This is a genomic window from Rhodoferax lacus (assembly GCF_003415675.1).
Classification (GTDB): domain Bacteria; phylum Pseudomonadota; class Gammaproteobacteria; order Burkholderiales; family Burkholderiaceae_C; genus Allorhodoferax; species Allorhodoferax lacus.
In genome coordinates, this window is the sequence record NZ_QFZK01000004.1 from 364,541 (window position 1) to 387,951 (window position 23,411).

General features: G+C 63.7%; 22 protein-coding genes and 1 pseudogene. 9 read left to right on the top strand and 14 right to left on the bottom strand.

Annotated features, from left to right (window positions below):
- The first annotated feature begins 69 nt into the window (after window positions 1-69).
- Together DIC66_RS09745 and DIC66_RS09750 are read left to right on the top strand one after the other, a co-directional pair.
- On the top strand, window positions 70-330 hold the full coding sequence (locus DIC66_RS09745) for an ACT domain-containing protein (RefSeq protein ID WP_338052486.1): 261 nt from the start codon (window positions 70-72) through the stop codon (window positions 328-330).
- 213 nt (window positions 331-543) lie between these two features.
- A complete protein-coding gene (locus tag DIC66_RS09750; RefSeq protein ID WP_117176533.1) occupies window positions 544-1,053 on the top strand; it encodes a DUF1993 domain-containing protein in 510 nt (169 codons plus the stop codon).
- An 81-nt stretch (window positions 1,054-1,134) separates the two neighbouring features.
- Here DIC66_RS09750 and speB read toward each other — a convergent pair whose 3' ends face one another.
- Window positions 1,135-2,184: an agmatinase gene (speB, locus tag DIC66_RS09755; protein WP_117176535.1), complete on the bottom strand. Its 1,050-nt coding sequence runs from the start codon at window positions 2,182-2,184 to the stop codon at window positions 1,135-1,137.
- A gap of 232 nt (window positions 2,185-2,416) precedes the next feature.
- Between speB and DIC66_RS09760 the strand changes: the two genes are divergently transcribed.
- Window positions 2,417-2,809: a hypothetical protein gene (locus DIC66_RS09760; RefSeq protein ID WP_117176537.1), complete on the top strand. Its 393-nt coding sequence runs from the start codon at window positions 2,417-2,419 to the stop codon at window positions 2,807-2,809.
- Window positions 2,810-2,816: 7 nt separating this feature from the next.
- Here the strand turns inward: DIC66_RS09760 and DIC66_RS09765 are convergent, their stop codons facing one another.
- The 4 genes and pseudogenes from DIC66_RS09765 to DIC66_RS09775 form a co-directional block, all read right to left on the bottom strand.
- Window positions 2,817-3,584 (bottom strand): type III pantothenate kinase, encoded by a 768-nt coding sequence (locus DIC66_RS09765; RefSeq protein WP_117176539.1) that lies wholly within the window; start codon window positions 3,582-3,584, stop codon window positions 2,817-2,819.
- A gap of 9 nt (window positions 3,585-3,593) precedes the next feature.
- Window positions 3,594-4,028 carry a rhodanese-like domain-containing protein gene (locus DIC66_RS23700; protein ID WP_338052489.1) on the bottom strand — a complete coding sequence of 145 codons (435 nt, stop codon included), beginning with the start codon at window positions 4,026-4,028 and terminating at the stop codon, window positions 3,594-3,596.
- 174 nt (window positions 4,029-4,202) lie between these two features.
- Window positions 4,203-4,703, bottom strand: a pseudogene (locus DIC66_RS23705) (MBL fold metallo-hydrolase); the annotation flags it as partial.
- A 98-nt stretch (window positions 4,704-4,801) separates the two neighbouring features.
- Window positions 4,802-5,092 (bottom strand): metal-sensing transcriptional repressor, encoded by a 291-nt coding sequence (locus DIC66_RS09775; RefSeq protein ID WP_117176543.1) that lies wholly within the window; start codon window positions 5,090-5,092, stop codon window positions 4,802-4,804.
- Between the two features lie 297 nt (window positions 5,093-5,389).
- Here DIC66_RS09775 and ccoG point away from each other — a divergent pair, with 297 nt between their 5' ends.
- Together ccoG and DIC66_RS09785 are read left to right on the top strand one after the other, a co-directional pair.
- Entirely contained in the window at window positions 5,390-6,850 is a 1,461-nt protein-coding gene (gene ccoG, locus DIC66_RS09780) for a cytochrome c oxidase accessory protein CcoG (RefSeq protein WP_420820487.1), read from the top strand.
- A gap of 30 nt (window positions 6,851-6,880) precedes the next feature.
- A complete protein-coding gene (locus DIC66_RS09785; RefSeq protein ID WP_338052487.1) occupies window positions 6,881-7,123 on the top strand; it encodes a hypothetical protein in 243 nt (80 codons plus the stop codon).
- A 1-nt stretch (window position 7,124) separates the two neighbouring features.
- Here the strand turns inward: DIC66_RS09785 and DIC66_RS09790 are convergent, their stop codons facing one another.
- Together DIC66_RS09790 and DIC66_RS09795 are read right to left on the bottom strand one after the other, a co-directional pair.
- Window positions 7,125-8,894: an MORN repeat-containing protein gene (locus tag DIC66_RS09790; protein WP_147321282.1), complete on the bottom strand. Its 1,770-nt coding sequence runs from the start codon at window positions 8,892-8,894 to the stop codon at window positions 7,125-7,127.
- A gap of 10 nt (window positions 8,895-8,904) precedes the next feature.
- Window positions 8,905-10,230 (bottom strand): hypothetical protein, encoded by a 1,326-nt coding sequence (locus DIC66_RS09795; protein ID WP_117176549.1) that lies wholly within the window; start codon window positions 10,228-10,230, stop codon window positions 8,905-8,907.
- A gap of 174 nt (window positions 10,231-10,404) precedes the next feature.
- On the opposite strand from DIC66_RS09795, the gene icmF reads away from it, so the two are divergent.
- Entirely contained in the window at window positions 10,405-13,701 is a 3,297-nt protein-coding gene (gene icmF / locus DIC66_RS09800; protein WP_117176551.1) for a fused isobutyryl-CoA mutase/GTPase IcmF, read from the top strand.
- A 9-nt stretch (window positions 13,702-13,710) separates the two neighbouring features.
- On the opposite strand, the gene DIC66_RS09805 is transcribed toward icmF, so the two are convergent.
- The 4 genes from DIC66_RS09805 to DIC66_RS09820 form a co-directional block, all read right to left on the bottom strand.
- Complete coding sequence (locus DIC66_RS09805) at window positions 13,711-14,046, bottom strand: type II toxin-antitoxin system RelE/ParE family toxin (protein ID WP_199534699.1); 336 nt, start codon at window positions 14,044-14,046, stop codon at window positions 13,711-13,713.
- Window positions 14,043-14,324 (bottom strand): type II toxin-antitoxin system ParD family antitoxin, encoded by a 282-nt coding sequence (locus DIC66_RS09810; RefSeq protein WP_117176554.1) that lies wholly within the window; start codon window positions 14,322-14,324, stop codon window positions 14,043-14,045. Before DIC66_RS09810 ends, DIC66_RS09805 begins: the two co-directional genes overlap by 4 nt.
- 82 nt (window positions 14,325-14,406) lie before the next feature.
- Entirely contained in the window at window positions 14,407-15,153 is a 747-nt protein-coding gene (rquA, locus tag DIC66_RS09815) for a rhodoquinone biosynthesis methyltransferase RquA (RefSeq protein ID WP_233505860.1), read from the bottom strand.
- A 61-nt stretch (window positions 15,154-15,214) separates the two neighbouring features.
- Complete coding sequence (locus tag DIC66_RS09820) at window positions 15,215-17,233, bottom strand: multiheme c-type cytochrome (protein WP_117176558.1); 2,019 nt, start codon at window positions 17,231-17,233, stop codon at window positions 15,215-15,217.
- 304 nt (window positions 17,234-17,537) lie between these two features.
- On the opposite strand from DIC66_RS09820, the gene DIC66_RS09825 reads away from it, so the two are divergent.
- The gene (locus tag DIC66_RS09825; RefSeq protein WP_117176653.1) at window positions 17,538-18,245 is read left to right on the top strand and encodes a glutathione binding-like protein; all 708 of its coding nucleotides are present in this window, start codon (window positions 17,538-17,540) and stop codon (window positions 18,243-18,245) included.
- Window positions 18,242-19,150: a DMT family transporter gene (locus DIC66_RS09830; protein WP_233505861.1), complete on the top strand. Its 909-nt coding sequence runs from the start codon at window positions 18,242-18,244 to the stop codon at window positions 19,148-19,150. The genes DIC66_RS09825 and DIC66_RS09830 overlap by 4 nt, the downstream gene beginning before the upstream one ends.
- Before the next feature lie 19 nt (window positions 19,151-19,169).
- Here DIC66_RS09830 and ggt read toward each other — a convergent pair whose 3' ends face one another.
- Genes ggt through DIC66_RS09845 form a run of 3 tightly spaced genes read right to left on the bottom strand, consistent with a single transcriptional unit; the run spans window position 19,170 to window position 22,086 of the window.
- On the bottom strand, window positions 19,170-20,750 hold the full coding sequence (ggt, locus tag DIC66_RS09835; RefSeq protein ID WP_233505862.1) for a gamma-glutamyltransferase: 1,581 nt from the start codon (window positions 20,748-20,750) through the stop codon (window positions 19,170-19,172).
- Window positions 20,747-21,661 carry a polysaccharide deacetylase family protein gene (locus DIC66_RS09840; protein ID WP_117176560.1) on the bottom strand — a complete coding sequence of 305 codons (915 nt, stop codon included), beginning with the start codon at window positions 21,659-21,661 and terminating at the stop codon, window positions 20,747-20,749. The genes ggt and DIC66_RS09840 overlap by 4 nt, the downstream gene beginning before the upstream one ends.
- 11 nt (window positions 21,662-21,672) lie before the next feature.
- Window positions 21,673-22,086 carry a nuclear transport factor 2-like protein gene (locus DIC66_RS09845; RefSeq protein WP_117176659.1) on the bottom strand — a complete coding sequence of 138 codons (414 nt, stop codon included), beginning with the start codon at window positions 22,084-22,086 and terminating at the stop codon, window positions 21,673-21,675.
- A gap of 219 nt (window positions 22,087-22,305) precedes the next feature.
- Between DIC66_RS09845 and DIC66_RS09850 the strand changes: the two genes are divergently transcribed.
- On the top strand, window positions 22,306-23,343 hold the full coding sequence (locus DIC66_RS09850; protein WP_117176562.1) for an ABC transporter ATP-binding protein: 1,038 nt from the start codon (window positions 22,306-22,308) through the stop codon (window positions 23,341-23,343).
- Window positions 23,344-23,411 lie beyond the last annotated feature (68 nt).

The following is a 23,411-nucleotide window of genomic DNA, read 5'->3' on the forward strand; positions in this document are numbered from 1 at the left end:
GCGCTCCGTGCGCGTAACGCACCATCGGCTCAGCCAGGCTGACCCGGCTCCTCACGATAAAGTGCGCGCATGAACCGCCCCGTTTCTGACCTCCAACTGATGATTTCGGGCATGGAGCCCGTCTTGAATGAGGGCTTCTACGTCTACACCTCGGTCCCGCAGGGAACCGACACGTCCATGGTGCCTTGCATTGCCACGGTCCGTGAAGCCGAGGGGCTTACGCTGGTTGTTCCCGAACGCCAAGCACTTGCCAACGGATGGTCGATTCTTTTCCGCTGCGCTGGCGCAGGAGGCAATCAGCTGCAACGTCGTTGCAGGGGCCTATCATGACCACATCTTTGACCCCGCCGAACTGGCAGACAAGTCCTTGGCGGTCTTGAAGAAATTGCAAAACGCATAAGTCGCACGGGTGGCCATCGCGCAGAGGGGGCGGCGAGTGCAGGGCCGGGCATTGGCTCCGGAGCAATGCCATGTACCATGACCGCCGCGGCAGACAACCGTCTTGCCCCTTCACGCCGATCTTCATATCCCCAGGAAACACCCATGACAAGCCCGATGTATGCCCACAGCGTTCCCGTCCTCAAGCAAATGCTGACAGCCCTAAAAGCCATCCTGGCGCGTGCTGACGCACACCTGGCTGCCAAATCGATAGAGCCCGAGGCGCTGTTGCGCGCACGCCTGTTTCCCGACATGTTTCCGATGATCAAGCAGGTGCAAATTGCTGCCGACTTTGCGCGCGGCATTTCGGCCAGGCTTGCGGGCGTGGCTGTTCCGGTTTTTGAGGGCAAGGAGCAAAGCTTCGCCGACCTGGATATCCTGCTGGACCAGACGCTGGCCTTTATCGACGGGCTGGACCCCGCACAATTCGAGGGCAGCGAAATCAAGGAAGTGGTGCTGCGCCCAGGTACCCCCAAGGAAAAGAAGCTCAGCGGCCAGGCCTATCTGTCCAACTACGGACTGCCGCAGTTTTTCTTCCATGTCACCACCACTTACACGCTGCTGCGCCACAACGGTTTGGATATCGGCAAGCGCGACTTCATGGGCACCTACTGAGCCCGAGCTGCGACGCATCACCGCAGACGGGCGAGGCAGCGCAAGCCTTCGCCGCTGCAGCGGACAGCAGGTTGCGGCCCCTCAGCGCTTGAGCGCCGGGCTGAACGCCATCAAACTCAGTGTCTCAAACAGCATTTGTGCCCCGGCCTGCGCGGTGTTGGTGGTGCTGTCGTACTGGGGTGACACCTCCACCACGTCGCCGCCGCAGATGTTCAGGCCCTTGAGGCCATGGTAGATGGCCAGCGCCTCGCGCGTGCTCAGGCCGCCGATCTCGGGCGTGCCGGTGCCGGGCGCAAACACCGGGTCCAGCCCGTCCACATCAAAGGTCAGATAGGTCGGGCCATCGCCCACCACGGCGCGGGCCATGCGGATGATTTCCTCGATACCGAGCTTGTTGATGTCTTCGGCATGCACCACGGTCATGCCCGAGTCCTTGGAGAACTCCCACAGATATTCGGAGGAGCCACGGATGCCAATCTGGATGCAGCGCGTGGGGTCCAGCACGCCGTCCAGCACGGCCAGGCGGAACGGGCCGCCGTGGTGAAAGCGGGTCTGGTCAAAGGCGCCGCCGGTGTCGCAGTGGGCGTCAATGTGGATCATGCCCACTGGCGCCTTGCGGCCCACGGCCTTGAGGATAGGGTAGGTGATGGAGTGGTCGCCACCCGCGGTGAGCGGCAGCACGCCCTGGTCCACCACGTGGTGGTACCAGGCCTCGATGTCTTCTATGCACAGGGGCAGGCTGTAGCGGCTGCGAAAGGGCACGTCGCCCACATCGGCCACGCGCAGGCTGTGCACGGGCGCCACGTCCAGCACATGGTTGTAGGGGCCTATGCGCTCGATGGTGCGCAGGGCGCGCGGCCCGAAGCGCGCACCGGGCCGGTTGCTCGCACCCAGGTCCATGGGTGCGCCCATCAGGGCGACTTGCAGGTTGCCGAAGTCAGGAGCGCGCGGGTCCACCGGCAGGCTGGGGGCCGAGAGCAGGGTGGGAATGCCCGCATAGGGTGCGGCGCGCTTGCCGCCTTCGGAAAAGATGGTGGAGGCCACCTGCGCAAAGCGCGGGTCGTGCATCTGGGAGGCGTCGCCGGTGTAGCGGCTGCGCAGGGCTTCGAGCTGTTCGGGGGTGAGGGCCATGTGGGACTTTCGGAAGTTGGACAAAACGGGAGTGCAAGCAAGTAACGTGACACATTCCAATTCCGCAATCCTCGGTTACGTTTTGGCATTCCAAGGCGTGAGGGGCTTGCTTACAGGGAAGCCACATTTCTTCACAAAGCCAAGACACACGGGACATCGGCAACGGAGCCCGGCCTGCTCCAATGGATTCCATCAGATTTCAGGAGACGGTCTTCAAGACCCAGCCACACAGATGCCCCATACCTTCACCTTCGCCAAACCGCGCACAGCTCCCCGTCAAAAGCTCGAAGTCGTACTCGGCAGCCATACCATCAAGGCCTTTGTCACAGCGCCCAAGGATGTGTACGTGATGGGTATCGTGCGCTGGGGCATGGAGTTTGGCCTGTTGGCCAGGACGCACGCGGGCGATTACGTGCGCATCAACGGGTCGGAGGCGCAGACGCTGAACTTCGAGGATGTGGAAACCGCCATAGCCCGGGCCAGTGTGACCGGGCGCGGCGAGTCCTTTGCGATGTCGCGTGCGACGGGTGGTGCAGCTTCAGCCCAGCGTCCGGCAGTGGCGGTGACGCAGCGCAAGCACCGCAAGATTGACCCCTGCCTGACCTCCAGCGCCTATTGGCATTGAACCGGCGTCAGGCGGGAAACCGCTTTTGTGCAATAAACAGCAGGCCGTCAAAAATCAGGTTGTCCACCAGCTCGAAAGGCCGCGTCATGCTGGGTGCCATCTTCCAGGCAGCACCCCCGGTCATGATGCATTTGGGCTCGGCGCCGCAGTGCGCACGCACATGCTGCACCATGCGTTCCACCGCACCGGCAATGGCGTAGGTGCCACCGCTGGTGAGGGCGTCGCTGGTATTGGTGGGGAAGGGCGTGACTTCGCCGGTGGGCACGTGCAAGCCGGCGGTACCCGACTCGAGCGCGCGCAGCATGATGCCGTGGCCGGGCAGGATCAGCCCGCCCAGAAATTTGCCACTGGCGTCCACCGCTTCCACGGTGACGGCGGTGCCCACCATCACCACGACCATGGGTTGCGCCGCACCTTGCGTGAGCATGTGCTGGTAGGCGCCAATCATGGCGATCCAGCGGTCGGCACCCAGGCGGGCCGGGTGGTCGTAGCCGTTGCGCAAACCCGCCTCGGCCTCGCTGGCCACCACCCATTGGGGTGCCACGTCCCAGGCTTCCATCTGCTCTTCCACGCGGCGGCGGATCACGTCGCTGGCCACAGCACAACCCAGCACATGGGTGGGCGCCTGGATGCAGCTCCACGGGCCTTCGGCCAATTTGTCGATGTTTTCCAGGAACTCGGCGCCGCTGTCCAACAGCTTGGCGTCACGGTGGGCGGCGTCGTACAGCGCCCACTTCAGGCGTGTGTTGCCAATGTCCAGTGCAAGAAAGGTCATGGCTGCTTTTCAGCCCTGGCGCCAGGGCAGACCGGCCAGGCGCCAGCCGCCCTTGTTGCCGCGCTGTGCGTTGCTGTCGGCGTCGCCCTCAAAGCCTTCCAGAATGTTGTAGGCCTCCAGGCCGAGTTCGGTGGCACGTTTGGCTGCGGCAATCGAGCGCACGCCGCTGCGGCACAGCAACAGCACCTTCTTGTTGCCCGCAGCCGCCTTGACGGCTTCGTCAAAGTCGGGGTTCATGGCCATGCCGGGCCACTGCTTCCAGGCCGCAGGCACGGCGCCGGGTACAAAGCCCACCCACTCGCGCTCGGCATCGGTGCGCACATCGACCAGCACGGCTTCACCGGCCTGCCACCAGGCGTGGGCCAGGGTGTTGGAGATGTCGCCGGCATAGCCTTCTGCGGCGCGCACCGCGGTGCCGGTTTGGGACTCGGCATCGTGGCGCAGGCCGGAGTTGAGGTTGGCCGGGACGGCCTCGTCTATGCGTTTGGGCTTGGGGAGATGGAGTGCGTCCATGGTGGCTATGAATTCCTCTTGTGTTTTGCCGGCCACGCGGGCGTTATGCGTCTTCTCGGCGCCAATGCTGGAGTGGCTGCGTCCATGGTAGTCGTGGCCCGGCCAGACCGTGGTGCTGGCGGGGAGCTGAAACAGAATCTGCGTGAGGCTGTGGTACAGATCAGCGGCGCTGCCGGACTGGAAGTCGGTGCGGCCACAGCCATTGATCAGCAGCGTATCACCGGTAAACACATGGTCGCGCCAGAGGTAGCTCATGCTGCCCCGGGTGTGCCCGGGGGTGTGCAGGGCCTGGAGGGTCTCGCCGCCAAAGCGCAGCGTATCGCCGTCCTGCAACTGCACGGCCGCGTTGTGGATGCCGCAGTCTGCGGGCACGGCGGTTTGGGCTCCGGTGTGTTCGGCCAGCAGGCCAGCGCTGGTGATGTGGTCGGCATGGGCATGGGTTTCCACTGTCCACAGCAGGCGCAGGCCCTGGGTTTGCAGCAGTTGCAGGTCCCGCTCAAGCTGCTCGTCCACCGGGTCAATCAGCAAGGCCTCACGCGTGAGCGGATCCACCAGCACGTAGGTGTAGGTGCTGGATGGGGGGTCAAAAAGCTGAATAGGTTGCATGGCTGATTCGGTAGGCAGTGTAGCCACTTGCAGGCATCAAAAACCCGGGTGAACGGGATATCGACCTGCGGTTAACCCTCGCTCTGTTCGAACTATGCCTAGCCGATGCGTGCCAGCAGGGTTTCCATGTCCTTGAGCATCAGGTCCAGATCCGTCTTCTGGGCTGCATCGGGCTGGATGCGGGTGTTGAGCTCCTGCTCCAGAAAGCACACCGTCATGCGCAGATAGGTGCTGTCGAGTGCCTTGCGCACGGCCGAGAACTGCTGGCCTATCTTGAGGCAGTTCTCGCCTTCTTCCACCATGCGCTGGATGCCGCGCAGCTGGCCTTCGGCCCGGCGCAAACGGTTGAGCACATCGGTTCTGGCCAGTTGGTCTTTTAAAACGCTCATGGCGTGGGTCTCCAAAAAACGGGGCTACCAAGGACAAACGGGACGCCTTGTCCCATTGGGCTACATGCCTGGAAAAACGCCATTGCAGTCGCGGCAGCGCGCAGTGGCACTCGCGCGCACAATAGAGGCAAGAGAAGCATAAGCATGCCCGCAGTTTAGCCTTTTTTGTGTTGTTCAATACAGGTATGGGTATGTTTGATGCGTTACTTACCATTGGCAACGCGTTGATTTAAGTCATTCGCTTGAATGGGGGTATGTGTATGATGAAAGTAACAAGCGAAAGGTTGGAAGTTTTACGTGTCTGATTCAAAACCCACGGTTCTCAAGAACATTCCCATTACCGTTTCCAAGGCACCCATAGAGCCGCCACCCGGAGCGGATGCGGAAATGGTGTCGCTGTACCAGGCGCACAAGAAGATTTACCCGCGCAGTGTCAGCGGGTTGTTCTCGCGCTGGCGCTGGGCGCTGGTGTTTCTGACCCAAATTGTGTTCTACGGCCTGCCCTGGCTGGAGTGGGGCCAGCGCCAGGCGGTGCTGTTTGACCTGGGTGCGCGGCGCTTCTATATCTTTGGCTTGGTGCTGTACCCGCAGGACTTCATCTACCTCACCGGCATCCTGGTGATTGCGGCCTATTCACTGTTCCTGTTCACTGCGGTGGCCGGGCGCCTGTGGTGTGGCTACGCCTGTCCGCAAACCGTGTATACCGAGATGTTCCTGTGGCTGGAGAAGCTGGCCGAGGGCGACCGCTCCATGCGCATGCGCCGCGACGCCGCACCCTGGACTTTTGAGAAGTTTGGCCGCAAGGCGGCCAAGCAGTTCATGTGGGTTGTGCTGGCGCTGTGGACCGGCTTTACCTTTGTGGGCTACTTCACGCCCATCCATTTGCTGGCCCTGGAGTTCATCCAGTGGAATCTGGGTTCCTGGGAAATTTTCTGGACCTTCTTCTACGCCTTTGCCACCTACGGCAACGCCGGCTTCATGCGCGAACAGGTGTGCAAGTACATGTGCCCCTATGCCCGCTTCCAGAGCGCCATGTTCGACAAGGACACGCTCATCGTCACCTATGACAAGGACCGGGGCGAGCCGCGCGGTGCACGCAGCAAGAAGGCCGACCTGTCCACCCTGAACCTGGGTGCCTGTGTGGACTGCAGCCTGTGCGTGCAGGTCTGCCCCACCGGCATCGATATCCGCAATGGCCTGCAGTACGAGTGCATAGGCTGCGGTGCCTGCGCCGATGTCTGCGACACGGTGATGGACAAGGTGGGCTACCCCCGCGGCCTGGTGAAGTACACCACCGAACATGCGCTGGAGCAGAAGTGGACCAAGGCGCAAACCATCAGCCACGTGTTCCGGCCGCGCGTGCTGATTTACACCGGCATTCTGGCGGTGGTGGTGCTGTCCATGGCGACCAGCCTGGCATTGCGCCTGCCCTTCAAGGTGGACGTGGACCGCGACCGCGGATCGCTGGCGCGCATTGCCGAGGGCGGCCGTATCGAGAACGTGTTCCGCATCCAGGTGATGAATGCGTCCGAGTCCACGCAGCGTTTTCACGTTTCGGTGGAGGGCATGCCGGGCCTTTCCATCGCGTCCGATCCCGATATCAGCGTGGAGTCCACCCAGTCACGCTGGGTGCCGGTGCGCCTGCAGTTGCCCTACGAGGGTGCTGAGCCGGGCTCGCACACCATCCACTTCAAGATAGCAGCCACTGAACTGGGCAAGAGCGTGACTGAAAAGTCCGTCTTTATTGTTCCCCGTTAGGCAGCCATAAAGAGACGACAGGAGACAACAATGATGAAGAAGACGATGTGGATAGTGTGGCCCGCCTTCCTGATGGCCGGGGTGCTGGAACTGCTGGTGTTTGCCGTGGTGGACCCGCAAGACCTGAACTGGTTTGGACATGCCTTCGAAATGTCGCGCCAGACGGTGTACACCCTGGGGTTTTTTGTGTTCTGGTTCGTGAACGCACTGGCCGGTGCGCTCACGCTTTTTTTGTCCCTGCCACCCAACGAGGTGAACCAGAGCCCCCTCTGAACTAAGGATTTTTGCGGATCAGCGTACCGCTGCTGGTCTGCACATCGGCCTCATACAGGCCTTCCCAGCGGTCGCCGCTGGTCCATGTGAAAGTGCCCTGGCCGTGTTTGGCGCCGGCTTTCCATTGGCCGGCGTAGCGGTCGCCACTGGCCCAGGTGAAGGTGCCGGTCTGGTGGGGCACACCGCCTGTCACCTGGCCTTCGTAGCGGTCGCCATTGGCAAACAGCAGCGTGCCCTGGCCCTCGGGTTTGCCGGCCTTCCAGTCACCTTCAAATTTCTGGCCGTTCTTCCAGGTGTAGCTGCCATTGCCATGGGGTTCGCCGGCGATGAAGCGGCCGGTGTAGCGGTCGCCCGAGGCATAGGCCATGCTGCCTGTGCCCTTGGGGACGCCGTTTTCCACTGCGCCCTCAAAGTGGTTGCCGTTGGCAAAGTCCACCACGGCCTGGCCAGTGGCCACGTCGTTGACCCAGTCGCCCTGGTAGCGGTGGCCGTTGGCCCAGGCAAAGCGGCCCTTGCCGTGGCGCTTGCCATTCAGCAGGCTGCCCTCAAACACATCGCCATTGGCCCAGGTGAGCTTGCCACTTCCGGTGTAGGTGGGGGTGTCCACATCGCGTACGAACTGGCCCTTGAAGTGCATGTCGCCCACCGCGAAATCTTCGGGTTGGGCCTGGGGCTTGGCAGGTGCTGCGGCTTGCTGCACGGCTGCCGTCACAGAGGCAAAGGCACCGCTGAGTGTGGCGCCCAACGAGGAAGTGCTGCTGGCGGTGCTGGCTGCCGCAGTGGACGCGGTTGAGGTGGTGGATGCTGCTGCCGCCAGCGCTGTGGAGCCCACGGGGGCTGCGGCCTGCGCCACGGCCTTGGCCGGGGTGCTGGCGGCGGCCGCAGTGGCGGGCTTGTTCAACGGCACAGCCGCTGCCGCCACGGCCGGGCTGCGCGCCACCCACGGCGTGCCGCGTTCGCGGGCCAGGGCCTGGGCGTTGTTGCGGGCCGAGTCCTGTGCGGCAGCACCCTTGCACTGCGCCAGGGCCTCGCGCCACAGGGTCTCGGCCACCATCAGGCCGTCCTGCTTGTCTTCGCGTGTCATGCCGGCAGCACTTGCGCGCAGCTTCTGGGTCTGCTCGCGGGCCCGGTCAAATTGGGGCGCACAGAACTCGGCGTTGAAGCCGTCGATCTCGGACTGCTCCTGGCGTTTGATGGCCAGCTCCTTTTGCGAGCCGGTGCAGCGCTCGCTGGCGACGTCCCACATGTCTTCGGACTTGTGAAACAGCGTGGCTGCGTCATTCCAGCGCCGCTCGCCCAGTGCCGTGCGGGCCAGGTTTTGCAGGGTCGCTGCGTCCTTGTGGGCGGCCGTGCATTCAGGGCCGTCGCCCAGTTGCTCGTTCAGAACCGCGCTGGCCTTTTGGCTCTCGGCCAGGTTGCGCTGGGCCCGGTCTTTGGCGCGGCCCTCGCAGCGCTCGATGGCCTGGCTCCACAGCGCCTGGGCTGCGGCATGCAGGGGCAGCAGGGCCGTGCCTTCCTGCTTTTCTGCCTGCGCGGTCAAGGCGCGCAGGTCGGCGGCCATAGCCTTGTCGGTTAGCGAGCGGCAACTCTCCAGCGCCACCGGCTCCGGCGGCGCTGCAGCTTCGGCAGGCACGGCGGCGGTGGCATCAGAGGGTGTATCTGTTGGCGCAGCGGCAGGTGCCGTCGCCGGGGCGGGTACCCCTGCCGCCGGGGACTGCGCCAGGGCGCACAAGGGAAACAACAAACACAGGGCAGCAAGATTCAAACGCACAACATTTCCTTCAATGGGATTGCACCGGCATGTTCAACATGCCATCGACCAGACCACGGGCAAAGGGTTGCAGGCGCTGCGCCGGGTCATCCTCTGATTCGTACGAAAAAGCGCCGGGCGCGGAGGCCACCGGCATGTCGGCCATGGCCACCTGCAGGTCTTCCGGGCGCAGGCCCTGCAGGATGGCCACCACGTCCTCGCGGCGTCCGCGGGATTCGGCAAGGGTGTTGAGGGCGTTCAGCCGGTCCGGGTCCAGTGCCATGGAGTTGGTGGTCAGGCCGCGCTCAATGAGCTTTTGGTGCAGGGTGAAACTGGCCAGCGGGTCGGCCTTGAGTTGCTCCATGCGGGCATAGGCCCAGGCGTCGGCCTTCTCGAAAATCGTGGAGGCCACCCAGGCCACGCCCGAGAGCGAACCCCGGTTGGCAGCGGCCTGCTGCATGGCATTGGCTACCTGGGCCTGCGTCAGCTTGCGCACTACGCCGGTGGCTTCGTCCCGGATGCGGTTGGTGGCGGCTGCCGTGGCCTGGTCCAGCAACTGGCGTTTGATCACCTCGGTGGCCACGCTGCTGGCCGCGGTCTGGGCGGCCTGCACCGCTGCATTGGCCGCTACGGCCGCACCCTGGATGCCGGAGGCGATGGTGAAAAGCTGGTACAGCGTGTTGGCCACCTTGGTGCCATAGGCATAGGTCTTCATGCGGGCGCCGCCTTCCTCCGATACGCCTTCGCTCCACAGCACGGCCCACAGGGCTTCATCGTCGGTCAGGTCGGCGCGGGCCACTTCCAGCGGGTGCACGGCGAGCAGCCAGTGGTAGTCCTGCGCCAGCGGTGTGGCCGGAGGGGCCAGGCGGGCATAGCCGCGGCAGACCTTCAAGGGGGTGACGGTCACTGTCTTGCCGCCAAACAGCTTGACCTTGAAGGGGTCGCCATCGTCCCGCAGTTCGGCCAGGCGCAGCATCATCTTCTCCGCGTTCTCGCGGGAGTAACCGTCAAGCTCCTGGATTTTGTCGCCTATTTTCAGGGCGCTGTTGTAGGCCGCGCCCACCACGGTCAGGCGTTCGTCCACGCCCAGGGCGCGCACCCAGGCCACCCGGTCATCGGTCGCCATGTTGTAGCTGGACTCCACGGAGAAGGGCAGTTCCCATTGGGTGCTGCAATCCGGGTCCTTGAGGGTGGCTGCGCGCCCAATGGCAGCGCGCATGGCGCGCTCGCCCGAGCCGTAGCTGCGGATGTTGCCCAGCAAAACCTCGTCCACCTTGCGGCCATCGTCCACGGTGTACTTCGGCCCGGCACAGGCGGCCAGCAAGGCGATGAAAAAAAGTGCGACAAGTTGACGCATGGTCCTACCCCTGGCAATTTATTTTGTTACGAACGGTTTGATTATTGCAGTCCGGGATGACGGTTCCGGGCGTAAACGCCGTGTTGGCGTAAATCGTTTACAGTTGACGTTTACGTAAACGTCAAGTGCGCACCAGACGCATCCCCACGTCCCCCAAGCCACCCGAGGAAGACCATGACCGACCTGTCCGCCGAATTCAAGGCCCTAGCCAACTACCGCCCCACCCACAAGGTGCGCTTTGTCACCGCTGCCAGCCTGTTTGACGGGCATGACGCGGCCATCAACATCATGCGCCGCATCCTGCAGGGCATGGGCGCCGAAGTCATCCACCTGGGCCACAACCGCAGCGTGGAAGAGGTGGTCACCGCCGCGCTGCAGGAAGACGTGCAGGGCATTGCGATCAGCTCCTACCAGGGCGGGCATGTGGAGTACTTCAAGTACATGGTGGACCTGCTCAAGAGCCGGGGTGGCGCGCACATCCAGGTGTTTGGTGGCGGTGGTGGTGTGATCGTGCCGCCCGAGATCCGCGAGCTGCACGCCTATGGTGTGGCCCGCATCTACAGCCCCGAAGACGGCCAGAAGATGGGCCTGGCCGGCATGATTGGCGAGATGGTGATGCGCTGCGACCAGGACATCACCGCCCTGGCACCCAAAGACCTCACGGCCATCCAGGGCCACACCGAGGCCAGTTGGCGCGCCCTGGCGCAGTTGCTGACCGCCGTGGAAGCGGGCAAGGCCGATGCCGCGCTGCTGGACGCGCTGCGGGCGCAAGGCGCCACCCGCAGCATTCCGGTGGTCGGCATCACCGGCACGGGCGGCGCGGGCAAATCGTCGCTGACCGACGAGCTGATTCGCCGCCTGCGCCTGGACCAGGACGACAGCCTGCGCGTGGCCGTGATCTCGATTGACCCCTCGCGCCGCAAGAGTGGTGGCGCGCTTCTGGGTGACCGCATCCGCATGAATGCCATTTCTCCCTGGAAATCAGGTCCGCGTGTCTTCATGCGCTCATTGGCCACGCGCGACTTTGGCAGCGAAATCAGCAAAGCCCTGCCCGATGTGATTGCCGCCTGCAAGGCTGCGGGTTTCGACTTGATCGTGGTGGAGACCTCGGGCATTGGCCAGGGCGATGCGGCCATTGTCCCGCTGGTGGATGTGCCCCTGTATGTGATGACGCCCGAGTTTGGCGCGGCCAGCCAGCTGGAAAAAATCGACATGCTCGACTTTGCCGAGTTTGTGGCCATCAACAAGTTCGACCGCAAGGGCTCGGCCGATGCGTTGCGCGATGTGGCCAAGCAGGTGCAACGCAACCAGGAAGCCTGGAACACGCCCACCGAACAGATGCCCGTGTTTGGCACCATGGCCGCGCGTTTCAACGACGACGGCGTGACCGCCCTGTACCAGGCGATGCTGCTGCGCCTGCAGGCACTGGGCCTGCAGACCCGCGCAGAAGGCCTGCTGCCGCGCGTGGCGGTGCGCTTCAGCTCCAACCAGACCCCGGTGGTGCCCGCAGCACGCACCCGCTACCTGGCCGACATCAGCGACACCGTGCGCGGCTACAAGGCGCGTGCCCGCGCCCAGGCCACGCTGGCCCGCGAGATCCAGCAACTGCGCGCAGCAGCGGCCATGCTGGAAGTGGGCAAGCCCGGCAAGGCCCGGGCGTCCGAGGCCGCCATTGACCTGGCCGTACAGCGCGAAGCCAACCAGGACGCTGCAGCCCGCAAGTTGCTGGTGCAGTGGCCGGAGATGCAAAAGGCCTACGCCGGTGACGAATACGTGGTGAAGATCCGCGACAAGGAAATCCGCACCGCGCTCACCACCAAGTCGCTGAGTGGCACCACCATCCGCAAGGTGGCCCTGCCGCAGTACGAAGACCATGGCGAAATATTGAAGTGGCTGATGCTCGACAACGTGCCCGGCAGCTACCCCTACACCGCCGGCACCTTTGCCTTCAAGCGCGAGGGCGAGGACCCCACGCGCATGTTCGCCGGCGAGGGCGATGCCTTCCGCACCAACAAGCGTTTCAAGCTGCTCAGCTCCGGCATGGCGGCCAAGCGCCTGTCCACCGCCTTTGACTCGGTCACGCTGTACGGTAACGACCCCGACCCGCGTCCGGACATCTACGGCAAGGTAGGCAACAGCGGTGTGAGCATTGCCACGATCGACGACCTGAAGGTGCTGTACAGCGGCTTCGATCTGTGCAACCCCGCCACCAGCGTGAGCATGACCATCAACGGCCCGGCGCCCAGCATTCTGGCCATGTTCATGAACGCGGCCATTGACCAGAACATCGAGAAATTCAAGACCGACAACGGCCGCGAACCCACGGATACCGAGATTGAAAAAATCCGCGAATGGGTGCTGGCCAATGTGCGCGGCACGGTGCAGGCCGACATTCTGAAGGAAGACCAGGGCCAGAACACCTGTATTTTTTCGACCGAGTTTTCCTTGAAAGTGATGGGCGATATCGCCGAGTATTTTGTGCACCACGACGTGCGCAATTTCTACTCGGTGAGCATCAGCGGTTACCACATTGCCGAGGCGGGTGCCAACCCCATCAGCCAGCTGGCCTTCACGCTGTCCAACGGCTTCACCTTTGTGGAGGCGTACCTAGCGCGTGGCATGCACATTGACGACTTCGCGCCTAACCTCTCGTTCTTCTTCAGCAACGGCATGGACCCGGAATACACCGTCATGGGCCGCGTGGCCCGCCGCATCTGGGCCGTGGCCATGAAGGAGCGCTACGGCGCCAACGAGCGCAGCCAAAAGCTGAAGTACCACATCCAGACCAGTGGCCGCAGCCTGCACGCGCAGGAAATCCAGTTCAACGACATCCGCACCACGCTGCAGGCCCTGATTGCCATCTACGACAACTGCAACAGCCTGCACACCAATGCGTTTGATGAAGCCATCACCACGCCCACCGAAGACAGCGTGCGCCGGGCCATGGCCATCCAGCTCATCATCAACCGCGAGTGGGGCCTGGCCAAGAACGAGAACCCCGGCCAGGGCGCCTTCATCATCGAAGAACTCACCGAACTGGTAGAGGAAGCCGTGCTGAAAGAATTCGAAGCCATTGCCGAGCGCGGCGGCGTGCTGGGTGCGATGGAGACCGGCTACCAGCGCGGCAAGATCCAGGACGAGAGCATGACCTACGAGATGCTCAAGCACACTGGCGAGCTGCCCATCATCGGCGTCAACACCTTCCGCAACCCGCATGGCGACCAGGTGCAGGACAAGCTGGAACTGGCCCGCTCCACCGACGATGAAAAGCAAAGCCAGTTGAAGCGCCTGCAAGACTTCCACGCCCGCAATGCAGACAAGGCCCCGGCCATGCTCAAGACCCTGCAGAAGGCCGTGATCGACAACCAGAACGTGTTCGCTGTGCTGATGGATGCGGTGCGCGTGTGCTCACTCGGCCAGATTACGGATGCGCTGTTCGAGGTGGGTGGGCAGTACCGCAGGAATATGTAGCAGGATGAATCATTCGCCCAGGTCGTGTTGCGGCAAATCCATGCTGTCATGCAGCAGTCTCAGGATGTCGATGCTGCTGTTGCCCGTGCATTGGAATACCACGAAGTGACGGCCTTTGCGACCCAACCGTGCCACGTGCAAGGTGTGGATGGCTGGGCCAATGTCTTCGCGGGGTTTGACTCCAGCTATCTTGGGGCCATCGACCAGGGCACTGATGGCTTGGGATAGCGTTGCCGCATACGCTTGCGCCTGGATCGGGCCAAATTGCTGATGTGTCCAGAGCAGGATGTCTTCATAGTCCTGTTCTGCGGCGCGTGCCAGTCGAACCGACCAGCGCGGCATCATGCAATGCTGGTGATGCGGTCTGCCAGTGCCTGCAGGTGGGCACTCAGCGCCTCGGTTGAGGCGAACTCTGTGAAGTGGCCCGAAGCCATGTCCTCCAAGCCCACTTGTACCTGTGCCCTCAATGCGAGCAGCCTGGCAGTGGTTTCGTCCTCGCGATGCTCCATGAGTCGCAAACCCTCACGCAGTACTTCGCTGGCGTTTTGGTAGCGCCCCGACGCCACCAAGCCCTCCACAAAGCTGGACTGGTGGTCTGTCAAAACGATGTTGCGGGTGGGCATGGGCAACTCCTGAAGGTTGATTGGCACATTATGCCAATCGTGACTCGGGTACGCCACGGGAGACAAGCAAGCGCGTTGCTGCCTAACCCGCCTTGGTCAGCACCACTTTCTGGTAAAGCCCCGCAAAATAGGTCTGCTTCTCGATCTTGGCGATGCCTGCGTTCTGCGGCAGCCAGTCGACAATCTGGCCATTCCACAGGTCCATGGCGAAGGGCTCGAGGTAGGTGAGCACCGGCACCATGAGGTAGCGGAAGGGACTCCAGGCTTTGGGCTTGTGGTAGTCCACAAAGATCAGCTTGCCACCGGGCTTGGTCACGCGCAGGGCCTCGGCAATGGTTTTGCGGCGCACGTCGGCGGGCATCTCGTGCAGCAGGAAGAACACCACCACGTCGTCGTGGCTGCCATCGGCAAAGTGCAGATCGCTGGAGTCCTGCAGCAGGGCGTTGGCGCGGCTGGCATCGCAGCCGGCTTGCCGCAGCTTGGTGTGCAGGTTCTGGATCTGGATGGGGGCCACATCAATCACATCCACGCTGCCCTTGGGGCCCAGGCGGCGCACCAGGTGTTCGGTGAAGTCGCCATACACGCAGGCCACCTGCAGCACCCGGCCGTTGACCACGGGGCCCATCTCGGCCAGGGCCGCGTCGCGCAGGCGCGCAAAGTTGCCCCACAGGATCAGGTTGACCAGCCATTGGCGCTCAAAAATATGCACCGCTCGGGGGTGCAGATAGGCCCACCAATAGGTGTTCTGCAAATAAGCGGGAATGCTGGCCGGTGCACGGACATGCAGGGCCTGGGTTTCCACGACGGCTGCGGATTGCTTGGGACTCACAGATAGACCTTCAAAAGGAGGCCGGGGTGGGTTACACCCCGGCAAAAACATGGCAGCTTGCTCACAGGCTGGTGAAGAAGCCGATACCGACCATGGTCAGCAGGGACAGGCCAAACACGATGAGGGTAAAGCCGAGTATGCGCGATGCCTTCATCTTGGCGGGCGACGGTGCATCCACCAGACGGCCTTGCAACTCACCACTGTCGAGCAGGCGCTGGTATTCCAGCGGATGCTCGTGCTTGAACTCTTCGAGCGAGAAGGTGCCGGTGAACATCACCACCTCCAGCGGGAACTTGTCGGGCCGGAAATGGTTGTTGAAGAAGTGCACGGTGAACAGGAACACCACCGCCAGGAAGGCTTCTTCACCGTGGAAGATGGCCGCCACATTGAACACCCAGCCCGGCAGGAAGGTGCCGAAGAAGTTGGGCAGCCACATCACCAGGCCACTCACGCCGATGATGGTCACACCCCAGAACGGAGCCCAGTAGTCAAACTTTTCCCAATAGGTCCAGCGGTCGAATTTCGGACGCGGACCCTTGCCAAAGAACCACTTGAACATGCCGACCATGTCGCGGCCGTCCTTCAGGTTGGGGATCATGGAGTTGGGTCCGAAGAACTTGAAGTTCTTCCAGTCCCGCGCAATGCGCCAGGCAATGTAGGCCAGGTGCCAGAAGAACACCGCGGCAAAGATCACGGCACAGACACGGTGGATGCTGCCTGCAATGTGGGGCCCGCCCAGCGCGCCCATCAGGTGCGAGGCCCAGGGCGCATCCGGATAGAACAGCGGCATGCCAGTGAGCGTGAGGATCATCAGGCTCAGCGCAAAGGTGATGTGGGCCAGGCGCCAGATCGGGCTGAAGCGCTGGATGTGCTTGCCCGCCATGCCGGCCGGCAAGGGCTCGGCCGCGATGTGCGGCTGGCTCATGCGCTGCTTGCGTTCCTTGTACTCGCGGAAGAACCACAGCAGGGTATGCAGCCAGAAGAAGCCAAAGGTGCCCACCAACAACTGCACCATGATCTGGAAGGCAATCCAGATTTGCGGGTACTTGTTGAAGTCGTGGTGGTTGCCGTGCGGCTGGAACGAGATAAAGCCTGCGGGGGCCTCGGGCAGGTCCTTCTTGCCGCTGTGGCAGCTCTTGCAGGTCTTCATGCGGTTGTCGGCATGCACCTTGGAGTTCGGGTCGTCCGCCTTCAGGATGTCGTGGCTGCCGTGGCAGTTGTAGCACTTGGCGGTGTAGGTGTAGCCCAGGGTGCTGATCTGGCCATGGTAGGTGGCCTTGTAGGAAGCCAGGTTGGCCTCGTGGCAGGAGCCGCACTGGGCCGAGATGGTCTGCTTGAATGCATCACCCGAGGTGTTGGCCACTGCGTGCGCGTTGTGGCAGTCGCTGCAGACCGCCGCCTTGGGGTTGTGCTTTTCCAGCACTTCCTGGCCGTGGATGGAGCCGGTGTAGGCCTCCAGTTGGTCCTCGTGGCAGCTGCCGCATTGTTGTGCAAGCCCCAAACGCCAGGCCGCGCGCTCAGGGGATTCCTTGGGCAGGCTGGCCGAGGGCACGTTGAAGCTGTGCGTGTCGTGGCAGTTGTCGCAGGAGGCGTTGGGTTTGGTCTCGTCGTCCGCGTTGGGGCGCGCGTGGAAGGACTTCTTGTACAGCTCGATGTTCTGCACCACCACACCCAGGCGCGGGTGCTCGGCGGTTTTGCCGTCTTTTTGTACCTTGTCCCAGAGCGCCTGGTGGCAGCTGGCGCAGTCCACCTTCTTCAAGGGCTGGGCGGTGTTTTTCTGGTGGGCGTTGCCTGTGGCGGCCAGGTCGCTGATGTCGGTGTGGCAGGCCACGCACTGCATCTTGCCGTGCACGCCCTTTGCAAAGGCGTCTGGCGCCACGCTGTGCAGGTCGCGGGTCTTGCCATCGGCGTCGGCCATCTTGAGCTTGCCTTTGGCACCGTCATGGCAGGTCTGGCAACTGGCGTTGTCCAGGGCCGTGGCCGCTGCGGGAGGTGGGGTTTGTGCGTGCAGTCCAGGAAGCAGGCAGACCGCGAACAGGCACTTCAGAAGAAACCGCAGCAGGGCGTTGTGTATTTGCATGGTATTTGTTCTTGGATCGGTGTTGTTATGCACATTCTTTGTGGGTCCGCCGGACATTCCATCGCACCCGCCAGCCCTTGACCTACTGTACGTTGAATACGACCGTACATGGCCCTTCGCACATTATGGGTTTAGTGTGGCCATCTGCAACCAGGGCATTGCGTGCTGCTTGAGGTACATCAAGTTACGGCAAGAGTCCCGAGGCCCCAGGGGTCGGCTGGCTGCTGCGCGGCAGGCCCTGGCATTGGGTGCCAAAATCGGTGCTGGCCTGATTCGCAGCCCCATTTTCCAACCATCCCGCCCCATGACCCAGCTTTCTGAATTTGCCATTACCCAGAAATGGCCCGCCCAACACCCCGAGCGCCTGCAACTGTATTCACTGGCCACACCCAATGGCGTGAAGGTGTCCATCATGCTCGAAGAGATTGGCCTGCCCTACGATGCCCATCTGGTGAGCTTTGCCACGAATGACCAGACCTCGCCTGCCTTTCTGTCACTCAACCCCAACAACAAGATACCGGCCATCCTGGACCCCGCTGGCCCGGGCGGCCGCCCGCTGGCCCTGTTTGAGTCCGGCGCCATCCTGATCTACCTGGCCGAGAAGACCGGCCAGTTGCTGTCCCAAGACCCGGCGCAGCGCTACGAGACGCTGCAGTGGCTGATGTTCCAGATGGGCGGCATTGGCCCCATGTTTGGCCAGTTGGGCTTCTTCCACAAGTTCGCTGGCAAAGACTATGAGGACAAGCGGCCGCGTGACCGTTATGTGGCCGAGAGCACGCGCCTGCTGTCGGTGTTGAACCAGCACCTGACGGGGCGCCAATGGATGGTGGGCGATGCCTACAGCATTGCCGACATTGCCATCTTCCCCTGGGTGCGCAACCTCGTGGGCTTTTACGGCGCCGGTGATCTGGTGGGCTTTGACAACTTCCCCGAGGTGCAGCGGGTGTTGGCGAGCTTTGTAGCGCGCCCCGCCGTGGTGGCCGGCCTGGAGATACCGAAGGCTGCAGCTTGAAGGCAGAGCGGCGCGTCCCGCATTCGGCACTGGGCGGCTTGTTCCTGTTGATGGCCGCGCTGGCCTGTTTCGCGGTGCTGGACACCACCACCAAGGTGGTGACCGCCGAGGTGCCGCCCCTCATGGCCCTGTGGGTGCTGTTTGGTGTGCAGGCGCTGGCCAGCGGCGGCTACCTGCTGGCAGCCCGTGGGGTGGGCAGCCTGCGCAGTACGCGCCTGGGGCTGCACATGGTGCGCGGCAGTCTGCTGCTGGCGGTACAAATGCTGGCCTTCTTCAGCCTGATGGTCTTGCCGGTGGGTGAGTTCACGGCACTGGCCATGACCACGCCCTTGCTGGTGACGCTGTTGGCCTCGCGCGTACTGGGCGAGCATGTGTCGCCTCTGCGCCTGCTGTTGGTGGGCGGTGGCCTGGCCGGCACGCTGGTGATCGTGCGTCCCGGCGGCAACAGCCTGGGCTGGGCCATTCTGCTGCCCCTGGGCCTGGTGCTGGTCAACTCGGCCTACCAGCTGCTGGCCAGCAAGATGGCGCGCACGGAAGACGCCGTCACCACCCTGTTTTTTTCCAGCCTGACCGCACTGCTGTTGATCAGCCTGTCGCTGCCCTGGGTGTGGGTTGCGGTGGGGAGCGCCAGCCTGTGGGGCGGCCTCTTGCTGATGGGGCTGGCGGCTGCCGGCGGCAACCTGCTCTTCATCCTGGCTTTTGAGCGCGCACCGGCGGCCACGCTGATGCCCTATATGTATTTGCAGATTGGCTTTGGCATTCTGGGCGGCTGGCTGGTGTTTGACCATGTGCCGGACCACTGGGCCGCCGTGGGCATGGGGATGGTGGCGGCCTGCGGCATTGCCGGGGCGCTGCTGACGCTGCATGAGGCGCGGCTGCGCCGGGGCGAGCTGCGCCAGGCCTGAGGCCCAGGCGCAGGCCTGCCTACAGCCCCAGCGCCAGGCCGTCGCTGCGCGGGTCGTGCGCGCCCGTCATGTGGCCCCCGGCATCTATGCGGATGGCGCCTGGGTGGCCCATCAGCGGGTTGTGGGCGGTCAGCAGGCTCAGGGCGTGGCCGCGGTGGCGCAACTCTGCCACCACGTCGGGTGCCACATCCTCTTCCAGCTTGAGCGAATCACTGCCATCGGAAAAAGTCTTGCCCAGCAGAAAGCGGGGCCTGCTCAGCGCGTCCATCGGGTTCATGCCGTAGTCAATCAGGCGGGTGAGCACGGCAGCCAGGGTTTGCGGCTGGCCATCGGCGCCTTGCGTGCCATACAGCAGCTGCACCCGGCCGTCCTTGCGGTACATGCCGGGGTTCAGGGTGTGAAAAGGGCGCTTGCCCGGTGCCAGCGCATTCGGGTGCGCCGGGTCCAGCGAAAACGAGGCGCCGCGGTTGTGCCACAGCATGCCGGTGTCGCCCACCAGCACGCCGCTGCCCCAGTCGTAATACACCGTGGCCAGCAGTGACACCGTGTTGCCCGCCGCATCGGCCGCGCCCACGTACACCGTGTCACCCGTCTGAAATACATGCGGCCAGGGCAGGGCGTGGGCCATGTCGATGGCCTTCGCACGCGTGTCCAGGTGCGCGGGCGAGAGCAGGCGGGCCACCGGCACCTGGGAAAAATCCGGATCGGCCACATGGCGGTTGCGGTCCATAAAGGCCTGCTTCACCGCCTCCACCAGCAGGTGGTAGTGGTCGGCGCTGCCCTCGGCCACGGCCTGCAGGTCAAAGCGCTCCAGCAGGCCCATGATTTGCAGGGTGCTCAGGCCCTGGGTGGGCGGTTGGTGTGCCAGCAGCTCGCCGCCGCGGTAGGGCATGCACAAAGGGGGCTCGATGCGGGCGCGCGTAGCCGCCACGTCGTGAGCGGTGAGGGGCGAACCGGCTTCCCGCAGGCCCTGGGCGATGCGCTGGGCCAAGGCCCCTTCATAGAAATCGCGCGGGCCGCGCTCGGCCAGTGTCTCCAAGGTGTGGGCCAGGGCGGCTTGCTGGCGCACAAAGCCTGCGGGCGGCACCTGGCCGTCGTGCAAAAAGGCGCGGTACACGTCGGGCAGAGCCTCTGCCTCGGGCAGGCGGAAGTTCAGCCAGAAGCGCTCGGAGGCACTGATCTCAAAGCCCTCGCGCGCCAGGCGGATGGCCGGCGCCAGCAACTCGCCCCAGCTTTTGCGGCCCGCCAGCTGGCTGCGGCTGATCTCCAGGGCCTGGCCCAAAGCATCCACCGTGGCCGCGCTGCTCAGTGCTGAGCGCGCACCGCGCACGGGAATGCTGCCTTGGTAGCCGCTGACATCGGCTGCGGCCTGGCCTATGCCGGAGATGGTTTGCACCTGGCCCTGTGCGTCCCCGATGAGCAGGAAGGCATCACCCGCCAGCCCGCAGAAGTGCGGGTAGGTCACACACAGGCTGAGCACCGTGGCAATCGCCGCTTCAATCGCATTGCCACCGCTGGCCAGCACGTCCACACCGCATTGGGTAGCCAGTGCATGCGGGCTGGTGACCATGCCCCGGCTGGAGCGGGCAGATTCCTTCATGCGGCAGTGCCGTGCGGGCCTCGCAGGCCCTGCATGTGCGCGCAAATCTGCCCCGGTGTAGTCACCCAGATGGAGCCGGCATCGCGTGCGGCGGCAATGTGCTGCAGCGCGCGGCGCAGGTGGCGCAGGCGGTAGGGCTGGCCCACGATGTAGGGGTGCAGGGCAATGCCCATCACCAGGCTTTGGCCCTGGCTTTGCTGCAGCATCTCATCAAAATTGTCGATCACCAGGTCGGCAAAGGCACAAGCGTCCAGATGGCGGCCCATGACCATGGGGATGTCATTGAGCTCCTGCGGGTAGGGGATGGACCAGAGTGCCTGGCCGCTGCGCGTGTGCATGCGCGTGGGCTGGTCGTCGTGGCACCAGTTCAGGTTGTAGCTGTAGCCCGTCTCAGCCAGCAGGTCGGGTGTCGCCCGGCTCTCGGAAATCCAGGGCGAAAGCCAGCCCGCAGGCGGCTTGCCCTGCAGCTGGGTGATGCGGTCACGGCAGCCGGCCAGCAGCGCAGCTTCCTGCTCCTCGCTGTAGTCAGACTGGCGCCAGGAATTGCTGTGACCGTGGCCCACCAGTTCGTCGCCCCGTTCTACTACGGCCTGCAGCAGTTCCGGGCAGTGGTCTATGAGCGCGGTGTTGATGAGGGCGGCCGTGGGCAGGCAGAGCTGGTCAAACAGTTCCAGGCAGCGCCAGGCGCCCACGCGGTTGCCGTACTCGCGCCAGCTGTAGTTCAGCACGTCGGGCTGGGGCGAAGCCGGGCCAATGCCTGCGCCCAGGCCCTCGCCAAAGGCAAAGTGCTCCAGATTGAGGCCTATATAGACCGCCAGCCGTTTACCTTCTGGCCAGCTGAAGTCCGGGCGCTGGTGGATGGCGCTGTAGCCAAAACGGCCGCTGGCGGGAATGGCGGGGAAGGTGTTCATGGCAAATGCATTCACAGCGTGGCCAGGCCGGCACGCACCAGCATCCACTCGGCGCTGTCGTTCCACACCTCCATCTTGGTGATCTTGCCGCGCTGCACCACATAGCGGTCCACATAGCGGTTGCCCTCGAAGGGCGTGCCATCCAGCCATTCGCCATACAGGGTGCCTATGTTGTAGACGATGGCCTCGTCCTCGGTAGCACCTGCCACCAGGTCAGTTTGCTCAAAGCGCTTCTTCACCCAGGCATAGCGGGCTGCGTTGAAGGCGCTGGCTTCTGCTGGGTCGCGCATGGGGCGCCCACCGGTAAAGCGGATGCGCAAGTCGGGCGAGGTGAAGGCGCGCGCGGCCACCGGGTCGGGAATCATGACGATGCGCAGAAACTCCTCCACGATTTCCTTGGGGCCGGGGTTCTTGTCTTGGGACATGCGGGTTCTTTCGTGGTGGTGTGCACTGTTTCCAAGCAGATTTTGTTCCATGGTGCCCTGCACCGGTGTGAGCTTGCGGGCGCACCGCTTTGAGCGCAGCGCACGCTGCATGGCGATGCACAGCGGCGCGCACCGCACAACGGCAGTGCATTTTGCATACAGTTCCGCCACGGATTGCGTACAAAGTGCTGGCACGGGGTTTGCGTAAGGGATGGGCATATGAATGCAGACGCCCCCATCCCCAGTGCCATTGAAGTTGTTGGTTTGACCAAGCGCTATGGCGCGGGCAAGCCGGCGGTCGACAACATCAACCTGCGCATTGCCAGCGGCAGCTACTGCTGTCTGCTCGGCCCCTCGGGCTGCGGCAAGAGCACCACGCTGCGCATGATTGCCGGCCACGAGTCGGTGAGCAGCGGCGACGTGCTGCTGGAGAACCGCAACATCACCAACCTGCCGGCAGCCGAGCGCGGCACGGCCATGATGTTCCAGAGCTTTGCCCTGTTCCCGCACCTGAGCGCGCTGGACAACGTGGCCTTCAGTCTGAAGATGAAGGGCGTGGACAAAGCCGCGCGCCAGGCCAAGGCGCAGGACCTGCTGGAGCGTGTGGCCATGGGTCACTTGGCTGCACGCAAACCCGGCGAGTTGTCTGGCGGCCAGCAACAGCGCGTGGCCCTGGCGCGTGCCCTGATCACCCAGCCCCGCGCCCTGCTGCTGGACGAACCGCTGTCGGCGCTGGACCCTTTCCTGCGCATCCAGATGCGCGCCGAGCTGCGCCGCTGGCAAAAGGAACTGGGCCTGACCTTCATCCATGTGACCCACTCGCAGGAAGAGGCCATGGCCCTGGCCGACACCATGGTGGTGATGAACCACGGAATCATCGAACAAAGCGGCTCGCCGCACACGGTGTACAACAAGCCGCTCAACGAATTCGTGGCGCGCTTCATGGGTGGCCACAACGTGATTGAAACGCCTGCCGGCAAGATCGGTGTGCGCACCGACCAGACGCGTGTGGCCAAGGCTGACGCCGCGCACATCGCGGGCCTGCCCAGCATTGGCGCGCTGGTCAGCGATGTGGAATACCAGGGCACCTATGTGTTGCTGGGTCTGCAAAACCCCAACGCCGCACATGCTGTGGTCAGCAGCGCCGAGTACTCGGTGATGCTGTCCGAGCAACAGTTCGCCGCCACGCCCTTCGCCGTGGGCGACGCCGTGCAACTGGCCTGGACGCCCGAGTCCGCCCACGCCCTGCAGGCCTGAAGCCCGCGCCCCTACACCCCGTTTCCCCCAACCTTCGCAAGAAGTCTCACCACCCCCCCAAAAAGGAG